The organism is Bacillus sp. SN1 (genome assembly GCF_002796895.1).
Lineage (GTDB): Bacteria > Bacillota > Bacilli > Bacillales > Bacillaceae > Bacillus > Bacillus inaquosorum.
Map to the genome: position 1 here is coordinate 204,573 of NZ_PHIE01000002.1, position 20,656 is coordinate 225,228.

Annotated in this window: 17 protein-coding genes and 1 riboswitch; of the genes, 14 read left to right on the top strand and 3 right to left on the bottom strand. The window is 46.1% G+C overall.

The features are described from left to right. Window positions 1–50 precede the first annotated feature (50 nt). The gene (dbpA, locus tag CVV77_RS09775) at window positions 51–1,490 is read left to right on the top strand and encodes an ATP-dependent RNA helicase DbpA (protein WP_100275276.1); all 1,440 of its coding nucleotides are present in this window, start codon (window positions 51–53) and stop codon (window positions 1,488–1,490) included. A gap of 18 nt (window positions 1,491–1,508) precedes the next feature. Here the strand turns inward: dbpA and CVV77_RS09780 are convergent, their stop codons facing one another. Beyond that, the gene (locus tag CVV77_RS09780; protein WP_100275277.1) at window positions 1,509–2,795 is read right to left on the bottom strand and encodes an MFS transporter; all 1,287 of its coding nucleotides are present in this window, start codon (window positions 2,793–2,795) and stop codon (window positions 1,509–1,511) included. A gap of 206 nt (window positions 2,796–3,001) precedes the next feature. On the opposite strand from CVV77_RS09780, the gene CVV77_RS09785 reads away from it, so the two are divergent. From CVV77_RS09785 to bglS, 5 genes are all read left to right on the top strand, one after another. After that, window positions 3,002–3,682, top strand: a complete 681-nt coding sequence (locus CVV77_RS09785) for a hypothetical protein (RefSeq protein ID WP_100275278.1) — start codon at window positions 3,002–3,004, stop codon at window positions 3,680–3,682. A gap of 96 nt (window positions 3,683–3,778) precedes the next feature. Then, on the top strand, window positions 3,779–4,612 hold the full coding sequence (gene licT, locus CVV77_RS09790) for a transcriptional antiterminator LicT (protein WP_100275279.1): 834 nt from the start codon (window positions 3,779–3,781) through the stop codon (window positions 4,610–4,612). 315 nt (window positions 4,613–4,927) lie between these two features. Beyond that, window positions 4,928–6,760: a beta-glucoside-specific PTS transporter subunit IIABC gene (locus CVV77_RS09795; protein ID WP_100275280.1), complete on the top strand. Its 1,833-nt coding sequence runs from the start codon at window positions 4,928–4,930 to the stop codon at window positions 6,758–6,760. 20 nt (window positions 6,761–6,780) lie between these two features. Then, window positions 6,781–8,205: a glycoside hydrolase family 1 protein gene (locus CVV77_RS09800; RefSeq protein ID WP_100275281.1), complete on the top strand. Its 1,425-nt coding sequence runs from the start codon at window positions 6,781–6,783 to the stop codon at window positions 8,203–8,205. A gap of 445 nt (window positions 8,206–8,650) precedes the next feature. Further along, window positions 8,651–9,382, top strand: coding sequence for a beta-glucanase (bglS, locus tag CVV77_RS09805; protein ID WP_100275282.1), 732 nt, complete (start codon window positions 8,651–8,653; stop codon window positions 9,380–9,382). A gap of 180 nt (window positions 9,383–9,562) precedes the next feature. Here the strand turns inward: bglS and citH are convergent, their stop codons facing one another. Further along, the gene (citH, locus tag CVV77_RS09810; protein ID WP_084995528.1) at window positions 9,563–10,843 is read right to left on the bottom strand and encodes a citrate transporter CitH; all 1,281 of its coding nucleotides are present in this window, start codon (window positions 10,841–10,843) and stop codon (window positions 9,563–9,565) included. A 201-nt stretch (window positions 10,844–11,044) separates the two neighbouring features. Between citH and CVV77_RS09815 the strand changes: the two genes are divergently transcribed. The 3 genes from CVV77_RS09815 to CVV77_RS09825 all read left to right on the top strand — a co-directional run bounded on the left by CVV77_RS09815 (window position 11,045) and on the right by CVV77_RS09825 (window position 14,262). Continuing rightward, window positions 11,045–13,105 carry a catalase gene (locus CVV77_RS09815; RefSeq protein ID WP_100275283.1) on the top strand — a complete coding sequence of 687 codons (2,061 nt, stop codon included), beginning with the start codon at window positions 11,045–11,047 and terminating at the stop codon, window positions 13,103–13,105. Between the two features lie 49 nt (window positions 13,106–13,154). Continuing rightward, window positions 13,155–13,445: a hypothetical protein gene (locus tag CVV77_RS09820; RefSeq protein ID WP_003236216.1), complete on the top strand. Its 291-nt coding sequence runs from the start codon at window positions 13,155–13,157 to the stop codon at window positions 13,443–13,445. A gap of 145 nt (window positions 13,446–13,590) precedes the next feature. Then, window positions 13,591–14,262, top strand: coding sequence for a DUF3298 and DUF4163 domain-containing protein (locus tag CVV77_RS09825; RefSeq protein WP_100275284.1), 672 nt, complete (start codon window positions 13,591–13,593; stop codon window positions 14,260–14,262). Window positions 14,263–14,304: 42 nt separating this feature from the next. On the opposite strand, the gene CVV77_RS09830 is transcribed toward CVV77_RS09825, so the two are convergent. Further along, the gene (locus CVV77_RS09830; protein WP_003236213.1) at window positions 14,305–15,498 is read right to left on the bottom strand and encodes a NupC/NupG family nucleoside CNT transporter; all 1,194 of its coding nucleotides are present in this window, start codon (window positions 15,496–15,498) and stop codon (window positions 14,305–14,307) included. A 127-nt stretch (window positions 15,499–15,625) separates the two neighbouring features. Then, window positions 15,626–15,727: riboswitch (purine riboswitch) on the bottom strand. A gap of 151 nt (window positions 15,728–15,878) precedes the next feature. On the opposite strand from CVV77_RS09830, the gene CVV77_RS09835 reads away from it, so the two are divergent. From CVV77_RS09835 to CVV77_RS09855, 5 genes are all read left to right on the top strand, one after another. After that, window positions 15,879–16,631 (top strand): (S)-benzoin forming benzil reductase, encoded by a 753-nt coding sequence (locus tag CVV77_RS09835; protein WP_100275285.1) that lies wholly within the window; start codon window positions 15,879–15,881, stop codon window positions 16,629–16,631. 196 nt (window positions 16,632–16,827) lie between these two features. Beyond that, window positions 16,828–17,688 carry a putative RNA methyltransferase gene (locus CVV77_RS09840; protein WP_100275286.1) on the top strand — a complete coding sequence of 287 codons (861 nt, stop codon included), beginning with the start codon at window positions 16,828–16,830 and terminating at the stop codon, window positions 17,686–17,688. Between the two features lie 150 nt (window positions 17,689–17,838). Continuing rightward, on the top strand, window positions 17,839–19,257 hold the full coding sequence (locus CVV77_RS09845) for a GntP family permease (RefSeq protein ID WP_100275287.1): 1,419 nt from the start codon (window positions 17,839–17,841) through the stop codon (window positions 19,255–19,257). A 23-nt stretch (window positions 19,258–19,280) separates the two neighbouring features. Beyond that, window positions 19,281–19,997, top strand: a complete 717-nt coding sequence (locus tag CVV77_RS09850) for a CoA transferase subunit A (RefSeq protein WP_100275288.1) — start codon at window positions 19,281–19,283, stop codon at window positions 19,995–19,997. Beyond that, entirely contained in the window at window positions 19,994–20,650 is a 657-nt protein-coding gene (locus CVV77_RS09855) for a CoA transferase subunit B (protein ID WP_019259883.1), read from the top strand. The genes CVV77_RS09850 and CVV77_RS09855 overlap by 4 nt, the downstream gene beginning before the upstream one ends. Window positions 20,651–20,656 lie beyond the last annotated feature (6 nt).

Genomic DNA, 20,656 nt, shown 5'->3' on the forward strand with positions numbered 1-20,656 from the left:
TCGCCAATTAGAGTATAATGAGAACATCTGCAAGAGACAGGAGTTTATACATGAGTCATTTTAAAAACTATCAAATCAGTCATGACATTTTACGAGCATTAGAAGGACTGGGATATACAGAACCGACCAAGGTGCAGCAGAGCGTGATCCCCGCTGCCCTTGAACGAAAAGATCTTGTCGTCAAATCACAGACGGGAAGCGGGAAAACGGCTTCATTCGGGATTCCTCTCTGTGAGCTGGCGGATTGGGATGAAAACAAGCCGCAGGCGCTTATTTTAACACCGACCCGTGAGCTTGCAGTGCAAGTAAAAGAGGATATCACGAACATCGGACGATTTAAACGAATCAAAGCGACAGCCGTGTTTGGAAAATCATCCTTTGACAAACAAAAAGCTGAGCTTAAGCAAAAAAGCCACATTGTTGTCGGCACGCCGGGACGTGTCTTGGATCATATCGAAAAGGGCACGCTGCCGTTAGACCGTCTCTCCTATTTGGTCATTGATGAAGCCGATGAGATGCTGAATATGGGCTTTATCGAGCAGGTGGAGGCGATTATCAAGCATCTTCCGGTTGACCGCACGACGATGCTGTTTTCGGCGACGCTGCCGGAGGATATTGAGAAATTAAGCCGTCAATACATGCAAAACCCGGAGCATATTGAAATCAAAGCGGCCGGACTAACCACCAGAAATATTGAACATGCGGTGATTCAAGTACGAGAAGAGAATAAGTTTCCTTTGTTGAAAGATGTGCTGATGACCGAGAATCCCGATAGCTGTATCATTTTCTGCCGGACGAAAGAGCATGTCAATCAGCTGACCGATGAATTGGATGACTTAGGGTATCCATGCGATAAAATTCACGGCGGAATGATTCAGGAAGACAGGTTCGACGTCATGAATGAATTTAAACGGGGCGAGTATCGGTACCTAGTCGCGACAGATGTCGCCGCGCGCGGGATTGATATTGAAAATATCTCCCTTGTCATCAACTATGATCTACCGCTTGAAAAGGAAAGCTACGTCCACCGTACGGGCCGGACGGGGCGTGCAGGAAACAAAGGAAAGGCCATTTCGTTTGTCACGGCCTTCGAAAAACGGTTTTTAGCCGACATAGAAGAATATATCGGATTTGCAATTCAAAAAATAGAAGCCCCTTCTCAAGAGGAAGTGGCAAAGAAGAAACCTGAATTTCTAGCTAAATTGAATGACCGTCCGGAAACCAAAAAGGACAAAAGCGAAGAGCTGAATAAAGACATTATGAAGCTGTATTTTAACGGCGGAAAGAAAAAGAAAATCAGAGCCGTTGATTTTGTAGGAACGATTGCCAAAATTGATGGTGTGTCAGCTGATGACATCGGTATTATCACGATCATGGATAACGCCTCTTACGTGGAGATTTTAAACGGAAAAGGCCCTCATGTTCTCAAAGCGATGAAGAATACAACCGTCAAAGGGAAAAAGCTCAAGGTGAATAAAGCGAATAAATGATGAATGACCTGCTCCCGGTTAAAGGGGCAGGTCATTTTGCTGCTGGCTGACATCGGCACTGTTCTCTTCCGGCACAAAGGCGAGGATGACGATTCCGATCACAAACAAAATGATCAGGCTGAACACCGCAGTCGAGGATTTCCCGGTCAGCTGGGCTGTCACGGCGATGAGCAGCGGCCCCATAATCGAAGCGAATTTTCCGAAAATGTTGTAGAAACCGAAGAATTCATTGGCGTGGCGCTTTGGCACGAGCTTGGCGAAATAAGAACGGCTCAGAGCTTGAATGCCGCCCTGCGAGGTGGCGACAAGCATGGCCAGTATCCAGAAATCAAGCGTTGTCTCCAGAAAATAGGCGTACACGCAGACAATCATATAAATAACGATCCCAACGTACAGCATTGTTTTTCCCGTAAAGCGTTCTGCCAATTTTCCGTATACAATGGAAAACGGCGCGGCGACGACCTGGGTGACAAACAGGATGATCAGGAGGCTTGTGGGGCTGATCCCTAAATCAGATCCATAGGAAGTCGACATCGTAATAATCGTGCCGACTCCGTCGATATAAAAGAAATAAGCAAGCAAAAAGAGGAACAGCGCCCGGTACTGCCTAATCCGCTTCATCGTTTGGCCGAGCCGCTTAAAGCTGTTGATGACGATATGAGGTTCTCTTTTGATGTAATAGCGCTGATGGACATGCTTCAGCATCGGGATGGTAAACAGCCCCCACCAGGCAGCCGTTATGAAAAAGGACAGTTGGCTTGCGGCAGATACGGACATCGGAATCGTCTCTGCTTGTGCAAGCAGGATGACAGCAATGCTGATGATAAAGGGAATCGTGCTTCCAATGTATCCTAAGCCAAAACCCCGTGCAGAGACGAGATTCATCCGTTTTTCTGAAGTGACGTCAACGAGAAAGGCATCATAAAACACGTTGGCGCCGGAAAAACCGATAGCCGATATCGTATAAAACAGCAACAATAGCAGCCAATGTTCACTTGGGATAAAGGCAAGCATCGCGGTGCTGGCGACACCGGCTGACACAAAGAAACTGAAGAACCGTTTTTTGCATCCTTCATAGTCGGCGATCGTGCCTAAAATCGGCCCGAGCATCGCAAGAATAAACGTTGAAATTGCAATGGTATAGCCTAAATAGGCAGTCGATTGGGCAGCGCTGACACCGCTTTCCGCAACCGCTGATTTATAAAATAACGGAAACACTGCAGTGGTCACCACAATCGAATAAGCAGAATTCGCCCAGTCATATAAAACCCAGCTGTTTTCTTGTTTCGTAAAACGTTTCATCATCAGAGCCCCTCTCCGGTAACGATACTTCTATTGTACGAGAAATAGGCCTGAAAAGAATGGAATTGGCGTCATTTTTTACAAAATGTTTATGTTTTTGCTCTTCAAATCATACTTTTGATTTATTGTTGGGTGTAGGTTTATCTGGTACCATTTAACTATATTTTATCGTATTTTCCAGAAGAGGTTCAGTAGAGAGGAGACAAAGCATGAGGCGAATAGGCTTGTGTATAAGCCTGCTGGTCACAGTTCTTGCGATGAGCGCATGCGAAAGTGAAGGTGAGGCTCAGACGTTTGCAGATCGTGATCAAAAGATGGTAAACCAAACCGCAGTCAAACCGATGAGCAATAAGAAGAAACAGGACTTCCGGGCCCTCCCGAGCGATAGGCAGCTTGCCGTTGTATTCAGTTCCATGATACACGTAAGCGAAGCATTTGATTATGGAATCGGCAACCCTGAATACTTCGTGCGAAGCAGCGTGACTGAAGAAGAGGCAGACATTGCGAAGGAGAACCTTGAATCGATTCAACTCGAAAACAAACCGCTCAAAAAACAAAACAGCGAGGCCTTCGCTTTGCTTCAAAAAACCCGCAATCAAGAAAAGAGCCGCAACGACATTCAGCAGCTAAAAGAAAATAGAGACGCCTTTTTTGAGATCACAGACAGTATGATCGAACTCATCAGCCAAGTCACACCGAAAAACGCGAAGAAGACAAGACAGCAGCTGGATCAGCTGAAAAAACAATATACGCAATACAGCGCCGAAAGCGTCAACATCATGAACAGCATTGTTAAGAAGCAGGGAGCTGACAAAGAATCATTTGAACGCCATCTGGAGGCGCTGCTTCAAAAACAGCCCGGGCAGCCGGTGCTGAGTGAATTATATTGAACTGCTCCCCGCTCTTTCCCTGATGATATTGACCTAGTACAAAAAGAATGTACAATCAAGGTGTAGTCTGTTCTTAGTTGATTGGAGGGACATGTCATGAAAATTGCGAAGGTGATCAACAATAATGTGATTAGCGTGGTCAATGAACAGGGAAAAGAATTGGTCATCATGGGCAGGGGGCTCGCGTTCCAGAAAAAGTCCGGCGATGATGTCGATGAAGGCCGCATTGAGAAGGTGTTTACGCTCGATAACAAGGATGTATCAGAAAAATTCAAAACCCTTTTGTATGATATACCGATCGAGTGTATGGAAGTATCCGAAGAGATTATCAGCTATGCGAAACTCCGGCTCGGCAAAAAGCTCAATGACAGCATCTATGTGTCGCTGACCGATCATATTAACTTTGCCATCCAGCGCAATCAGAAAGGGCTTGATATCAAAAACGCCTTGCTGTGGGAAACAAAGCGGCTGTACAAAGACGAATTTGCGATCGGCAAAGAAGCACTGGAAATGGTAAAAAACAAGACTGGCGTGTCTCTGCCGGAGGATGAAGCAGGCTTTATTGCCCTGCATATCGTAAATGCCGAGCTGAATGAAGAGATGCCCAATATCATCAACATTACAAAAGTCATGCAAGAGATTTTGAGTATTGTAAAATACCATTTTAAGATTGATTTCAACGAAGAATCGCTTCACTATTATCGGTTTGTCACCCACTTAAAGTTTTTCGCGCAGCGTCTTTTTAACGGCACACACATGGAAAGCCAGGACGATTTTTTGCTGGAGACGGTGAAAGAAAAGTACCATCGCGCGTATGAATGCACGAAGAAAATCCAAACCTACATTGAGCAGGAGTATGAACACAAGCTCACCAGTGACGAACTGCTGTATTTAACGATTCACATAGAAAGGGTCGTCAAACAAACATAATGAAAGCGTTGACATTTTTATTTTCTTGTGTTAATTTTTTCTTACATTCAACATACGGTGATATTAGGATTGTTACTGATAAGCAGGCAAAACCTAAATTACAATGAGTGCGGATCATCTCTGTCTGTGCTGATGGTAATTTAGGTTTTTATTTTTTTCAGAGGGAGGGTGATGACGGCGTTTTACAGAAAAAAACGAATGATGGCGTTTCATAGGATTGTTACTGGTCAGGCAGGCAAAACCTAAACTACTTGTTCCTATTGCGATAGGGGTAGTTTAGGTTTTTTATTTTTTAGCAGAAGGGATGAGAGGAAAATGGGGATTCAAGCAGCGGCAAAAAATATACTACAGCTGGTTGGCGGGGAAGAAAATGTGCGTTCCCTTGTACATTGTGCGACACGCCTGCGTTTTACACTAAACGACCGATCGAAAGCAGATAAAGATAAAATCGAAGCTTTGGATGAAGTCGTAACTGTAGTGGAAAGCGGAGGACAGTTTCAAGTCGTGATCGGCAATCACGTTTCAGAGGTGTATCAAGAGATTGGAAGAATATCTCATCTGCTGAATGATGACCGAGCTGAACGTTCTGCCCAGAAAGGAAATCTGTTCGGACGGCTTGTTGATATCGTATCGAGCATTTTTACTCCGTTACTTGGCGTGATGGCGGGAGCGGGAATTTTAAAGGGCCTGCTGATGATATGTACAAATGCCGGCTGGCTCAAACCAGAGGAAACCACTTATACGATACTGTATGCCGCTGCGGACAGCCTGTTTTATTTTCTTCCGCTCTTGCTGGCCATTACCGCTGCCCGAAAGTTTGGCGCGAATCTATTTGTTTCTGTCACGGTTGCCGGGGCGCTTATCTATCCAACGATCATTGAGCTGAAGAACGGCAATGCGGAAACGGACTTTTTCGGGATTCCAGTCGTGTTAATGAACTATACGTCAACTGTGATCCCAATCCTTCTGGCGATTTTTGTGATGAGTTATGTTGATAAGTATTTGAACCGGGTGATTCATGACAGTGTGAAAACCTTCATCACCCCGTTGATTTGTTTGGTAACCATTGTGCCGCTCACATTAATTGTCTTCGACCCGATTGGTGTAAACGCAGGAAATGCCATCGCGTCTGCGATTCTGGCCATCTTCAGCTTTAACCCGATGCTGGCCGGCGCTGTGATCGCGGCACTCTGGCAGATTCTCGTCATCTTTGGCATCCACTGGGGGATTGTGCCGGTCATTTTAAATAACATTGCGGTCAATGGACAGGATTCGATCAAACCGGCTACAGCGGCAGCTGTATTTGCACAAACAGGAGCTGCTGTGGGTGTCATGCTGAAAACGAAAAACAAAAAATTAAAGGCGCTTGCCGGTTCCGCTGCTGTCACAGGGATTTTTGGCATTACAGAACCGGCCGTTTACGGCGTCACGCTTAGGCTGAAAAAACCTTTTGTATGCGGTGTCATTAGTGCGGCCGTTGGCGGGGCGATTATCGGGCAGGCTCACAGCGTCGCCATCGCTTCTGGCGCACCCGGTCTATTGACGATCCCGATTTTCTACGGACAGGGCTTTACCGGTTTTATCTTAGGAATCTCGGTATCTTTTATTCTATCAATCATCCTAACGTATATTGTCGGGTTTGAAGACCCTGCAGAACAAACAGATATCAAAACAGAGCCATCTGCACCCGCAGTCCGCCGTGAAGAGATCAGCAGCCCCTTAGAAGGAAAAGTGGTTCCGCTAACAGAAGTGAAGGATAAAGTGTTTGCATCGGAGACACTCGGAAAGGGAATAGCGATTTTGCCGGAGAAAGGCAGACTCGTCGCACCAGCGGATGGCGTGATATCAACCGTTTTTCCGACTGGCCATGCATTCGGCATGGTAACCGATCAGGAAACGGAAATCCTGATTCATCTCGGATTTGATACGGTGAAGCTGGAGGGTAAGCACTTTTATCCTAAGGTCGTACAGGGACAAACCGTCAAACAAGGAGACTTGCTTGCTGAATTTGACCTGGATGACTTACTAAAGGCGGGATTTGACATGAACACGCCGATCGTCATCACAAACGCAGATCAATATACCGACGTCATTCAAACAGATCAAAAGCAAGTCAAAATAGAAGAAAGAATCTTTTCTTTAATCTAAAACCATTGGAGGAACAGACAATGAACTATAAAACACTTGCAGCATTTCCGGAGAATTTTTTGTGGGGCGCTTCGACCTCTGCCTATCAAGTGGAAGGCGCGTGGAATGAAGATGGAAAAGGCCCGTCAGTGATTGACGCACGCGACAGCTATCCTGAGGGAACAACTGATTTTAAAGTTGCCAGCGATCATTACCATCGCTATAAAGAAGACGTTGCGCTGTTTGCTGAAATGGGCTTTAAAGCATACCGTTTTTCCATTGCATGGACACGGGTAATCCCTGACGGTGACGGAGACATCAATCAAAAGGGAATTGAATTTTACAGCAACCTGATTGATGAGCTGCTCAAATATAAGGTTGAGCCGATTGTTACGATGTATCACTTTGATCTGCCGAATGCCCTGCAGAAAAAAGGCGGCTGGTCGCAAAGAGCCACAATTGATGCGTTTGAACGGTATTCCAAGGTGTTGTTTGAGCACTTCGGTGACCGTGTGAAGTACTGGCTGACCATCAACGAACAAAACATGATGATCCTTCATGGCAGCGCTTTAGGCACACTTGACCCGAATCTCAAAAACCCGAAAAAAGAGCTGTATCAGCAAAATCATCACATGCTGGTGGCGCAGGCAAAAGCCATGAACCTTTGCCACGACATGCTGCCGGAAGCCAAAATTGGCCCTGCTCCGAATATCGCGCTCATCTACCCAGCGTCTTCAAAACCGGAGGATATTGTGGCGGCTTTCAACTATAATGCGATTCGGAACTGGCTCTATTTAGACATGGCAGTTCATGGGCGCTACAATACGACGGCGTGGGCTTATATGAAAGAAAAAGGCTATACGCCAGTCATTGAAAATGGTGACATGGAGATTCTGCAATCTGCGAAACCTGATTTTATCGCCTTTAACTACTACACCTCTCAAACAGCGGCAGCGAGCAAAGGCGACGGATCGGATGAAGTGGCACGCGGAGGAGACCAGCATTTGAAAACGGGAGAAGACGGTGTCTACCGCGGCAGCAGCAACCCGCATTTGAAGAAAAATGACTTTGGCTGGGAGATTGACCCGGTCGGTTTCCGCTCCACGCTGAGAGAAATCTATGACCGTTACCAGCTGCCATTGATCATCACAGAAAACGGGCTTGGCGCTTTTGATCAATTAGAAGAAAATGATACGGTCAATGATGATTACCGCATTGATTATTTAAAACAGCACATCGAACAAATTCAATGGGCCATCACAGACGGTGTGGATGTGTTCGGCTACTCCCCATGGTCAGCCATTGATTTGATTTCTACGCACCAAGGCTGTTCGAAACGCTACGGCTTCATTTACGTCAACCGTGATGAATTTGATCTGAACGATCTGCGCCGAATCCGCAAGAAAAGCTTTTATTGGTATAAAGAGGTGATTGCTTCAAACGGTGAAGTGTTGAAGGGTAGTTAACAATATAAAAATTATGAACATTGATTCATAAATGTCTTCCAGAAGACCAAGTATTTGATACTTCATCTGTCTTGACGAATAATGCTGACGATATGTTTTTCTTCGGCACTTCGTCAGATCGAACACGGATCGCCTGGATTTTGTCTGGCAACAGTCATTACTATGACCGCTTGCATCCGTTTAATTTTCGGAAGAATTCCTTCCTGTTCATATCGCAGCGTTGAAGAAGGAATACCAAACATGTTCTTACTTATTGAATTTGATACATCTCATCATCTTCATTTTGTTAAAGTTGGGTTGCAAAGCCAAATTAATTATCAATCTAAAAGTGATAGTTACAGGATTCTAGGATTCGTTATTATCATTATTATGACCGATGTTCCCTTTTAAAAGAATCATGTATGATCGGTAAAGAAAACGCTTTCGAAGAAAGGGGAATGCCAACATGTCTTATCGTATGAAACGAGTGTTGTTGCTTCTTGTCACTGGATTGTTTATGAGTTTGTCTGCAATCACTTCTACTGCCTCGGCTCAAACAGGTGGATCGTTTTTTGACCCTTTTAACAGCTATAACTCCGGTTTATGGCAAAAAGCAAATGGTTATTCGAATGGAAATATGTTCAACTGCACTTGGCGTGCAAATAACGTATCCATGACGTCATTAGGTGAAATGCGTTTGGCGCTAACAAGTCCATCTTATAACAAGTTTGACTGCGGGGAAAACCGCTCTGTTCAAACATATGGCTATGGACTTTATGAAGTCAGAATGAAACCAGCTAAAAACACAGGGATCGTTTCATCGTTCTTCACATACACAGGCCCAACGGATGGAACGCCTTGGGATGAGATTGATATCGAATTTTTAGGAAAAGACACAACAAAGGTTCAATTTAACTATTATACAAATGGTGCAGGAAACCATGAGAAGGTTGTGGATCTCGGCTTTGATGCAGCCAATGCCTATCACACGTACGCGTTCGATTGGCAGCCAAACTCTATTAAATGGTATGTCGATGGGCAATTAAAACATACTGCGACAAGCCAAATTCCGACAACACCTGGAAAGATCATGATGAACTTGTGGAATGGTACGGGTGTCGATGAATGGCTCGGTTCCTACAATGGTGTAACACCGCTATACGCTCACTACGACTGGGTGCGTTATACAAAAAAATAATGTCAAATGTGATAAGAGCATGCTGCCTCAATATAGCCAGGCTCTTATGATTGTAGTGAGAAGTTGTTGGCATGAATATCTTCTATTCACTCAAAATATCCTATGTGATATATATTTTGATCTTGGGTTTTCGGATGATACAGAACAAAAGGATTTCCGCCAGCGGAAATCCTTTTCTTATTAAAACGAGATAATCCCAATCAAAAGCGCCGCAATCGTCATGACAATCGTTGTCCCCACGGCCCATTTGATAGTGAATTTTTGATGGTCGCCAAAGCTGACGCCTGCCATTCCGACCAATAGATAGGTGGAAGGCACAAGCGGGCTGAGCAGATGCACCGGCTGGCCCAGCAAGGAGGCCCTTCCGATTTCAGCAGCGTCTATTCCGTAAGCGGATGCGGCTTCTGCGATGATGGGAAGGACACCGAAGTAAAAGGCGTCATTCGACATGAAAAAGGTGAATGGCATGCTGACAATGGCGGTGATCAACGGCAGGTGCGGGCCCATGGCATCAGGGATGAGTGAAACGAGAGAATGTGCCATCGCATCGACCATTTTTGTGCCGGAGAGAATGCCTGTGAAAATACCTGCCGCAAACACCATGGAAACAACGTTTAGCGCATTTCCCGCATGCGCCGAGATCCGTTTCTGCTGCTCTTTGACATTTGGATAGTTGACCATCAAGGCGATGGCGAACGCGATCATAAAAAGAACAGGGATCGGAAGCAGGCTGGTGATCAGAGCGGCCATCAGAGCGATAGTCAGCAGCAGGTTAAACCATTGGAGAGCGGGACGTTTAAGCGGCGCTGCATCCGGATCGGAGGACGGCGCGTGTTCAATCGAAATGACGCCGAGCCGCTTTCGCTCTTTCTTTCCGAGGATATAAGCAACGGCGGTCACCCAGAGAACGCCGGCGATCATAGCGGGAATCAGCGGCGTGAAGACCTCCGACGTGTCCAATTTTAAGGAAGCCAAAACCCTCGCTGTCGGCCCGCCCCACGGAATAATGTTCATGACCCCAGAACCGAGCATTGCAATTCCCGCTAATACCAAACGGTTCATGCCGAGCCGTTTGTAAAGAGGCAGCATCGCCGCAATGGTAATCATATAGGTTGTTGTCCCATCTCCGTCCAGCGAAATGGTCATCGTCAGAACCGCGGTGCCGACGGCGATTTTTAACGGATCTCCTTTGACAAGCGAAAGGATTTTTGCAATGAGAGGATCGAACAAACCTGAGTCAATCATAATGCCGAAATAAAGGATGGCGAATAACAGCATGATGCCGGTAGGAGCGAGGTCTGTTACGCCCTGAATCATCATCTCGCCAAGATCTTTTCCAAATCCGCTGATCAGGGCAAACACAACAGGAACAACAATCAACGCAATAAGAGCGGAAAGCCGGTTAGACATAATAAGGTACATAAAGACAATCATCATCACAAAACCGAGTATGGCAAGCACGATATGACCTCCCCCATTTAACAGCACATTTTTAGTAAGCGCTTCCACATTTTCTTTTTGAGAAGAAGGCTTATTTCAAAATGTATGACCTCATCCTGATATGTAGACCTAAAATCCTATTGAGCGGATTAGCAGTTTATATGAAGAATGCCACGGGTAAATGTGCTGTAGAATGTTTCGTTTTAAAAAGGGGGAACAGACATGAATGATGATCAAAACAAACGTGTAAATGAACACTCAAAGGACGAGCAGCTTGAGCAGTACAGGGTCGATAACGGCGGGAAGAAAATGACGACAAACCAAGGTTTGCGGGTGTCAGAGGATGAGCACTCGTTAAAAGCCGGGGTTCGCGGCCCGACGCTGATGGAGGATTTTCACTTCCGGGAGAAAATGACGCACTTTGACCATGAGAGGATTCCGGAGCGTGTTGTGCATGCGCGCGGGTATGGCGTGCATGGCTTTTTTCAGGTTTACGAGCCGATGACCGAGTATACACGGGCCAAATTTCTTCAGGACCCTTCAGTGAAAACACCGGTATTTGTCCGATTTTCGACGGTCGCGGGTTCTAAAGGCTCCGCAGACACAGTGCGGGACGCCAGAGGCTTTGCGACGAAATTTTATACTGAAGAAGGAAACTATGATCTTGTAGGAAATAACATCCCGGTGTTTTTCATTCAGGATGCGATCAAATTTCCGGATTTGGTTCACGCGTTTAAGCCTGAACCTCACAATGAAATGCCTCAGGCCGCGACTGCCCATGATACGTTTTGGGATTTTGTCGCCAATAACCCTGAGTCGGCTCACATGGTGATGTGGACGATGTCTGACAGAGGCATCCCTCGCAGTTACAGAATGATGGAAGGCTTCGGCGTTCACACGTTCCGATTTGTCAATGAACAAGGAAAGGCGCGTTTTGTGAAATTCCACTGGAAGCCGGTGCTCGGCGTGCATTCTCTCGTATGGGATGAAGCGCAGAAAATTGCCGGGAAAGACCCTGATTTCCACCGCCGCGACCTGTGGGAAACGATTGAAAACGGCGGCACGGTTGAATATGAGCTCGGCGTGCAGATGATTGATGAAGAAGATGAATTCCTATTTGATTTTGATATCCTTGATCCGACAAAGTTGTGGCCGGAAGAGCTTGTACCGGTGAAGATCATTGGGAAAATGACGCTGAACCGTAACCAGGATAATGTGTTTGCGGAAACGGAACAAGTCGCATTCCACCCGGGAAATGTCGTGCCGGGCATCGATTTTACCAATGACCCGCTATTGCAGGGACGGCTTTTCTCTTATACCGACACACAGCTCATCCGTCTTGGCGGTCCGAACTTTCATGAGCTTCCGATTAACCGGCCGGTATGTCCGTTCCATAACAATCAATATGACGGCTATCACCGGATGACGATCAATAAGGGGCCGGTCGCTTATCATAAAAACTCTCTGCAAAACAATGACCCGTCGCCAGCGACAGCCGAAGAAGGCGGCTACGTCCACTATCAGGAGAAAGTCGAGGGCAAAAAAATCCGCCAGCGGAGCGACAGCTTCAACAATTATTACTCACAGGCGAAGCTGTTCTGGAACAGTATGTCTCCTGTCGAGAAACAGCACATCATCTCTGCCTTCTGCTTTGAGGTCGGGAAGGTCAAAAGCAAGGACGTGCAGCGGCAGGTCGTTGACGTCTTCAGCAATGTGGATACAGGCTTAGCAGAAGAAATCGCCAAAGGAGTGGGCGTGGCGCCGCCGGCGAAACGGAAAGCATCAAAAGAAATTCTTACCTCACCTGCGTTAAGCCAAGCCCGTACAGTGAAAACAGCGTCAACGAGAAAAGTCGCTGTTCTCGCCGGAAACGGATTCCATGAAAAAGAGCTGCAAACAGTGCTGGACGCCTTAAAGCAAGAAGGGATCACAGCGGATATCATCAGCCAAACGCTGGGGTACATCACAAGCGGCACCGGACAGCAGCTTGAGGCCGGCGGCACGTTCCTGACGGCTGATTCTGTTCTGTATGATGCTGTCTATGCCGCAGGAGGACCGGAGTTAAAAGGCAACAAACAAGCGATGGCGTTTATCAGAGAAGCATACAACCATTATAAGGCGATCGGTGCAGCAAACGAAGGAATTGATCTTCTTCAATCAGCTGTCGGGACAACAGAGGGGCCGGGCATCGTGACTGCGAAAGATGAAGCGGACTACACCGCCTTCAGCAAGGCGTTTATCGAGGCCGTCGCCGCACACCGCCATTGGGATAGACGAATTTGATCCGCTCCTGTATCTTAAGGGAAGATACTTTTCAGAAGGAGCATGACAAATGAACGAAAAACAACTCGCTGAAGCTTACGAACGCGATGAAAATATGATGATTTTGGTGTTTGCCCAATGGTGCGTGAACCATGATCTTGATCCGGTGGAGCTGTACGCCAAAGCATATCCGCAGCAAAAGCTGAATGAAAGCTTGAAAAAAACCATGGACGAACTGGTCGTACCCAAACACGAATCAGAACACATTCCGGATCAGACCGTCATTGCGGTGTTAGAGATGTTTGGAAATACAGATTTGGCACAAGCGGTTCACGAAGCAATTGCTGAGCGTAAACAATAAAAAAGAGACATACTGTGTCTCTTTTTTTATTAGAAAAATCGAGCTATTAGACCTAGAAACTTCTTTTCACTTCCATCAGTCTATAAAAGTGTACCTTGCAGAAAAAAGGGAATAATAAGCAATGCACATCAAAGGAGGAGATCGTATGAAATGGAATAACATGCTGAAAGCCGCGGGGATTGCAGTTTTGCTTTTTGCTGTATTTGCATATGCAGCCCCATCATCAAAAGCAGCTCAAGAGAAAACACCGACTGTCAGCAGCCATACGTACAAAAAGATCAAGGAATTAAAGTATCCACAGGTGCATCACATCGGAAATGACGCGTTTGAAAAGAAAATCAATCAAGAGCTGAAAGCCTACATTGAACAATCGTATCAGGAATACCTGAAAAACAAAAAAGCAGGCGAACAGCAGGGCTTCAAAGCGGAATATCAAACATCCTTCAGCGTCAAATACAATGCGGCAGGCAAGCTCAGCATTCAAACGCTCAATTATATTTATTCAGGCGGCGCCCATGGTTTAACATCTGTTCAGTCCTTCAACTATGACTTGAAAGCACAAAAGCGGGTAACATTGAATCAAATTCTGAACTCCAAAACAAAAATCAGCAAAACGAAAGACTACCTATACAGCTATATCAAAAAACATGACACGCTGTTCTTCCCTGACGTAAAGAAAGAGGATATTACCCTTAACCAAGACACAACGTTTTACTTTACGAAAAACGGGATCGCCATCGTCTTCGGCCAGTATGACTTGGGACCTTATGCAGCCGGAATCCGGGATGTGCAGGTGCCTTCCTCTATTTATCAATAATCAAAAGAGCCATATCCGCAAAAGGGATATGGCTCAATGTTTCTACCACACAAACAGGCCGACAATCGCAGCACTTAGTAAAGATACCGCAATTCCGCTGACGAGCAATTTCCACACGTTTTTCCCGATGACCGTTGACTTTTCGCCGTCAAGGATCGAGTTGTACGTACCATAAATCATGCCGACTGTACTAAAGTTGGCAAATGACGTCAGGAATGTCGTCGCCACCGCAACTGTGTGAGGCGGAAGTGATTTGAGATTTTCTTTCAAGTCAAGCATCGCAACAAACTCGTTCGTTGCCAATTTCATTCCCATCAGCTGAGCGACATACATCGCATCGTGTACCGGCAGCCCAAGCAGGAATGCGAAAGGACTGAAGAGATAAGCAAAAATCGTCTGGATGGTGAGGCCGTGTACGAAAACGCCAAGAATGCCATTGACTGCTGACGTTAATGCGACATATCCGATCACCATTGCCAAAATAACGATAACCATGTTCATGCCGACAAGCATACTGTTAGAAATCGTAGAGAAAAAGTCTTTCTTCTCTTCTTTAGGCGGTGTATAGATGATATCTTCATCTTCCGGCACATGAACAGGGTTCAGCAGGTTTGCGATAATCAGCGCGTTTAAGCAGTTCAAAGGAATTGCTGTAAACACGTATGTCGCCGGCACCATTGACAGGTAAGAACCAATAATGGAGCCGCTGATGCTGCTCATGCTCATTAAGCCGAATGTAAGCAGGCGGTTGTTATTTAATACCGTAAGCTGCTGGCGGATGACCGCAAGTGCTTCCGTATTTCCCAAGAACATCATTTGAATAGAGAAAAAGCTTTCTAATTTCGGCAAGCGGGAAGCCTTTGAAATCACCCATCCGATTTTATCAATCAGCCAAGGCAAAATGCCGAAATATGTTAAAATATCAAAGAATGTGACGATAAAGATAATTGGAAGAAGTGCACTAAAGAAAAAGTCTACTGTTTCATTCGCCATGACAGACGGGAAGGCAAACGCGATACCGTCACTGGCGCAAGCAATCAGCCAAGTGAAGAAATCACCAATTTTGCCGATGGCCCAGCTCCCGACTTTCGTTCCCAGCATAAACCAAGTAATCAGCAATTCCAGAACAATTAACGTAATGATCGGGCGCCACTTGATTTTCTTTTTCTGCGGAGAACATAGGAATACAACTGCCATAATCACAATGAGACCGACAAGGTTTAATAAAAAGTACATGATAGCAACTCCTATGAGGTTTATTATGGAAACAAAAAAAGCTCTTATCCTTCACAAATTCTGGAAGTGCAGAAAGTGTGAAAAATAAGAGCAAACAGAAAAGAACTTGTCCTTTTCAACTCGTTCAAATTTATTCAAACTTTCTTGTAGTCTAGTTTTTTACGGTTACTAGGTAGAAACAATCAGACCATATTACTGATCATATACAAGAATGTCTATTTTCTAAGATGATAGCAGTATTTTATCCTTTCACTTTTTGAAAATCAACCTTTTTAACTATTTTCACAATAATAAAATTTATATTTTGAATTTGAGAAAATAAAGGAAAAACATGTTGGATTGCTATGTTGATATGATGTTAAGAATTCAGGAGGGGAGAAATGAAGCATATCATCATTACGGGCACGTCAAAAGGGATTGGCGAAGCACTAGCCCAAAAACTCATTCATTGTAACCATCGGCTGTATTGTATTTCAAGACAGCCTAATCAAAGCCTGATTGATCAGGACACCCATTTGCAATATTACTCGTTCGATCTCAGAGAGACCCACAAGATTGAAGCACTCTTTCAAGACTTGTTTGAACACATCAAACATGATCCGCAGCCTGAAGGCATTTATTTGATCAATAATGCCGGTGTGCTGTCGCCTGTGGCGCCGATTGAACACAATAAAGCGGAAGACATTGTCCAGCATATGCAGGTGAATTTAATTGCTCCAATGGTCATGACCTCCCAATTTATGAAGCACACGAAGCACATCGAAATGGATAAGCGAATCATGAATATCTCGTCAGCTTCAGCCAAATATTTATTGCCCTCACAAAGCTGCTACAGCACGTCAAAAGCGGGTCTGGATTCATTTACGAAAAGCATCAATCTGGAACAGGCGAATCAGCAGAATCCAGTGAAAATCGCATCGGTTTATCCCGGGATGATTGACACTCAGCTGCAAACTGAAATCCGCTCGGTCCGCAAAGAAGATTTTCCATATGTTGATGAATTCATTCAGTTACAGAAAGCAGGGAAATTACAGTCCCCTGAAGAAACCGCAGACGCATTACTTCATTTTCTGAATCGAGATGACTTTGGTGAACAAGCAGTCGTTGAGCATCTCATTCCGTTTTCTGGCTAATTGTTGTATGATAGGAGCGGGGAAACCCCATACAGCAAAAAAGGGAGTTTTTTTCATGATTATCCAATTCATTCGTTATAGATAATGACAGGTATAGACAATCTGCCAGACCTGGCCAATTTTTGAGAGAGGCCCAGGTTTATTTGTCTATGCCTTTTTCATTTATCTAAAAATGAATGAATGAGGTGTTTTTATCATGAAACGAACAGCTGATGTCAGCCAATTCGCCCCCATGTTTCGATGCCCGCTCTGCGGTTCTTCCATGGATGCGGCTTCAGGAAAAAGCTTGATTTGTACAGAACGAGGGCATACATTTGATAGATCTCGGCACGGATATGTGAACTTCCTGACGAAGCCGGTCAAAACCGGTTACGATGCCGGGCTTTTTGAGGCGAGGAGCAGGCTGATTGGGGAATGCCGGTTTTTTGAACCGCTCCATCATGCAATGGCAGATCTCATCAGTCACTTCAAATCTGGTGAACAAGCTTTCACCATCTTGGACAGCGGATGCGGTGAGGGATCTCATTTGAATTCGCTTTGCGGCTTTGATTATGCAGGGAAAACAGCGATGGGAGCAGGCATCGATCTTTCAAAGGATGGGATTGTAAAAGCTTCTAAGACATTCAAAGATCAAATGTGGGCGGTTGCCGATGTGGCTTGTGCGCCCTTTCATGACCGCCAATTTGATGTTGTCCTGTCAATTTTTTCGCCGTCCAATTATGCAGAGTTTCATAGATTGCTGAAGGATGACGGCATGCTCATCAAAGTAGTGCCGCGAAAAGATTATTTAATAGAATTAAGGCAATTTTTATATACTGATTCACCAAGGCGTACGTATTCCAATACGGCAGCTGTTGAGCGTTTTACAGCGAATGTTGAACGCAGTCATCAAGCGAGGCTGCGCTATATCAAAACGCTTAACCGGCAAGCGATACATTGGCTGCTCCAGATGACGCCGCTCGCCTGGTCGGCGCCGAAAGACCGAGTCAGCCTGCTGAAAGAGATGAAATCAGCCGATATCACGGTTGATGTCGATATCCTAATAGGAATGAAATGAATGGCAGAGGAAAGCTCCGAAAAAAGGAGCTTTCCTTTTTTAATCGGAATAGTTGGCCCCCGCTTCTCGTACATATGGAAAGGGGACGGAAACAGCCGATGCGGGGAGTTTTTGTAAACGCTTTCTAGTCCGTAGAAATGGGGGATGCTTGTGGAACTGATCATTATTCTATTGGCACTAGGCTTGCTGATGTTTACGGCGTATCGGGGATTTTCTGTCATATTGTTTGCGCCGATTTGCGCGTTATTCGCGGTGCTGCTGACTGATCCAAGCCATGTGCTTCCTTTTTTCTCATCGATTTTTATGGAAAAGATGGCGGGTTTTATTAAGCTGTATTTTCCGGTATTTTTGCTCGGTGCGATTTTTGGAAAGGTCGTCGAAATGTCCGGGCTTGCGGCATCGATTGCGAAAACGATTGTCAGGCTTGTCGGGGCAAAAAGAGCGATACTTGCCATTGTGCTGATGGGCGCTATCTTGACGTACAGCGGCGTCAGCCTGTTTGTTGTCGTGTTTGCCGTATACCCTTTTGCAAAAAATCTGTTCCGAGAAGCAAACATACCGAAACGCCTTATCCCGGGAACGATTGCTTTAGGGGCTTTTACGTTTACGATGGACGCACTTCCGGGTACGCCGCAGATTCAAAATGTCATCCCGACGACGTTTTTCAAAACAGACATTTATGCCGCTCCTTGGCTTGGCTTGATCGGCGCAGTGATTGTGCTGGCAGCGGGCATGCTCTATCTGGAATCGAGGCGGAAAAAAGCACAGGCATTCGGCGAAGGCTATAGCGGTTTTGATTCGGAGGATTCAGCCGCTCTCGAAAAGTCTGAGTTCGCGGCAGAACCTGACAAAAGCCCGGTGCAGCATGCGCTTGCCTTTGTCCCGCTTATACTCGTAGGTGCAATGAATAAATGTTTCACCATATACCTTCCAAAGTGGTATCCGAATGGATTTGATTTTTCGTCGATCGGATTAAAGGAGTTCGGAAAGCTTGATATTTCTTCAGCAGCTGCCATTTGGTCGGTTGAGCTCGCTCTGGTAATTGGCATCATTACAACGATTTTATTTGATTGGAGAAGAGTGTTTGCCCAAATGAAGGAAGGGCTGAATGAAGGGATCGGCGGCGCCTTGCTGGCATCTATGAATACGGGTGCCGAGTATGGTTTCGGCGGCGTTATCGCCGCACTGCCGGGGTTTCACAAGCTGAGCAGCGGAATTTCGCACACCTTTACCGACCCGCTTGTAAACGGAGCTGTCACGACAACGGCGCTGGCGGGAATCACCGGGTCGGCTTCAGGAGGTATGGGCATTGCGTTAAGCGCGATGTCGGATCAATACTTGCAGGCGATTCAGGCTTACAACATTCCGCCGGAAGTGATGCATCGGGTCATTTCGATGGCATCAGGCGGTATGGATACGCTGCCGCATAATGGTGCTGTCATCACGCTTCTGGCCGTGACGGGACTGACTCACCGGCAATCATATCGGGATATTTTTGCGATCACGCTCATCAAAACGGCTGCCGTATTTGCTGTGATCGCGATTTACAGCCTGACGGGTCTAGTGTAGGAGAAAACGAAAGGGGCATCAATATGGGAAAAGTGCTGTCATCTAGTAAGGAAGCTGCGGAACTGATTCATGATGGAGATACGCTGATCGCAGGAGGATTCGGGCTGTGCGGCATTCCTGAACAGCTCGTTTTGGCGATAAGAGACCAGGGAGTAAAGGATTTAACCGTTGTCAGCAACAATTGCGGAGTCGATGATTGGGGGCTTGGTTTGCTTTTGGCTAACAGGCAAATCAAGAAAATGATCGCATCCTATGTCGGTGAAAATAAAATTTTTGAGCGGCAGTTTTTAAGCGGAGAGCTTGAGGTCGAGCTTGTTCCTCAAGGAACGCTCGCCGAGAGAATTCGCGCAGGCGGCGCGGGCATACCGGGATTTTACACGGCGACAGGCGTCGGCACCTCAATAGCCGAGGGAAAAGAACATAAAACGTTCGGCGGCCGGACATATGTGCTGGAGCGAGGCATTACCGGCGATGTGGCGATCGTCAAAGCGTGGAAAGCGGACACTATGGGGAATTTGGTTTTTCGGAAAACGGCGAGAAATTTCAATCCCGTTGCCGCCATGGCAGGCAAGATCACGATTGCCGAGGCAGAAGAAATCGTGGAAGCGGGAGAGCTCGATCCAGATCACATCCACACACCGGGAATTTACGTACAGCATGTGGTGCTTGGTGCGAGCCATGAAAAGCGGATTGAAAAACGAACAGTTCGGCAAGCGGCGGGAAAGGGTGAGGCGAAATGAAGGAAGCGAGAAAACGAATGGTCAAACGGGCTGTACAAGAAATTAAGGATGGCATGAACGTCAATCTTGGGATTGGAATGCCGACGCTTGTCGCAAATGAGATACCCGATGGCGTTCACGTCATGCTTCAGTCAGAAAACGGCTTGCTCGGAATCGGCCCCTATCCTGTGGAAGGAACAGAAGACGCGGATTTGATCAATGCAGGAAAGGAAACGATCACTGAAGTGACGGGCGCTTCCTATTTTGACAGCGCTGAGTCATTCGCAATGATAAGAGGCGGGCATATCGATTTGGCTATCCTCGGCGGCATGGAGGTTTCTGAGCAGGGCGATTTGGCCAATTGGATGATCCCCGGCAAAATGGTCAAAGGGATGGGCGGCGCCATGGATCTCGTCAACGGGGCGAAACGGATCGTTGTCATCATGGAGCATGTCAATAAACATGGCGAGTCAAAGGTGAAACAAGCTTGCACCCTTCCGCTGACAGGCCAGAAAGTCGTGCACAGGCTGATTACGGATTTGGCTGTGTTTGATTTTGATAACGGCCGGATGACACTGACTGAGCTTCAGGAAGGCGTCACAATTGAAGAGGTTTATGAAAAAACAGAAGCTAATTTCGCTGTAAGCCAGTCTGTGCTCAAACAAAATTCTTAATGGGAA

Coding starts and splice junctions, on each gene's coding strand:
- CVV77_RS09780 (WP_100275277.1), bottom strand. CDS start 2,795: ATGATGAAACGTTTTACGAAACAAGAAAACAGCTGGGTTTTATATGAC.
- CVV77_RS09825 (WP_100275284.1), top strand. CDS start 13,591: ATGAAATGGAATAACATGCTGAAAGCCGCGGGGATTGCAGTTTTGCTT.
- licT (WP_100275279.1), top strand. CDS start 3,779: ATGAAAATTGCGAAGGTGATCAACAATAATGTGATTAGCGTGGTCAAT.
- CVV77_RS09835 (WP_100275285.1), top strand. CDS start 15,879: ATGAAGCATATCATCATTACGGGCACGTCAAAAGGGATTGGCGAAGCA.
- CVV77_RS09815 (WP_100275283.1), top strand. CDS start 11,045: ATGAATGATGATCAAAACAAACGTGTAAATGAACACTCAAAGGACGAG.
- CVV77_RS09855 (WP_019259883.1), top strand. CDS start 19,994: ATGAAGGAAGCGAGAAAACGAATGGTCAAACGGGCTGTACAAGAAATT.
- CVV77_RS09800 (WP_100275281.1), top strand. CDS start 6,781: ATGAACTATAAAACACTTGCAGCATTTCCGGAGAATTTTTTGTGGGGC.
- CVV77_RS09820 (WP_003236216.1), top strand. CDS start 13,155: ATGAACGAAAAACAACTCGCTGAAGCTTACGAACGCGATGAAAATATG.
- dbpA (WP_100275276.1), top strand. CDS start 51: ATGAGTCATTTTAAAAACTATCAAATCAGTCATGACATTTTACGAGCA.
- CVV77_RS09785 (WP_100275278.1), top strand. CDS start 3,002: ATGAGGCGAATAGGCTTGTGTATAAGCCTGCTGGTCACAGTTCTTGCG.
- CVV77_RS09795 (WP_100275280.1), top strand. CDS start 4,928: ATGGGGATTCAAGCAGCGGCAAAAAATATACTACAGCTGGTTGGCGGG.
- CVV77_RS09840 (WP_100275286.1), top strand. CDS start 16,828: ATGAAACGAACAGCTGATGTCAGCCAATTCGCCCCCATGTTTCGATGC.
- CVV77_RS09850 (WP_100275288.1), top strand. CDS start 19,281: ATGGGAAAAGTGCTGTCATCTAGTAAGGAAGCTGCGGAACTGATTCAT.
- CVV77_RS09830 (WP_003236213.1), bottom strand. CDS start 15,498: ATGTACTTTTTATTAAACCTTGTCGGTCTCATTGTGATTATGGCAGTT.
- bglS (WP_100275282.1), top strand. CDS start 8,651: ATGTCTTATCGTATGAAACGAGTGTTGTTGCTTCTTGTCACTGGATTG.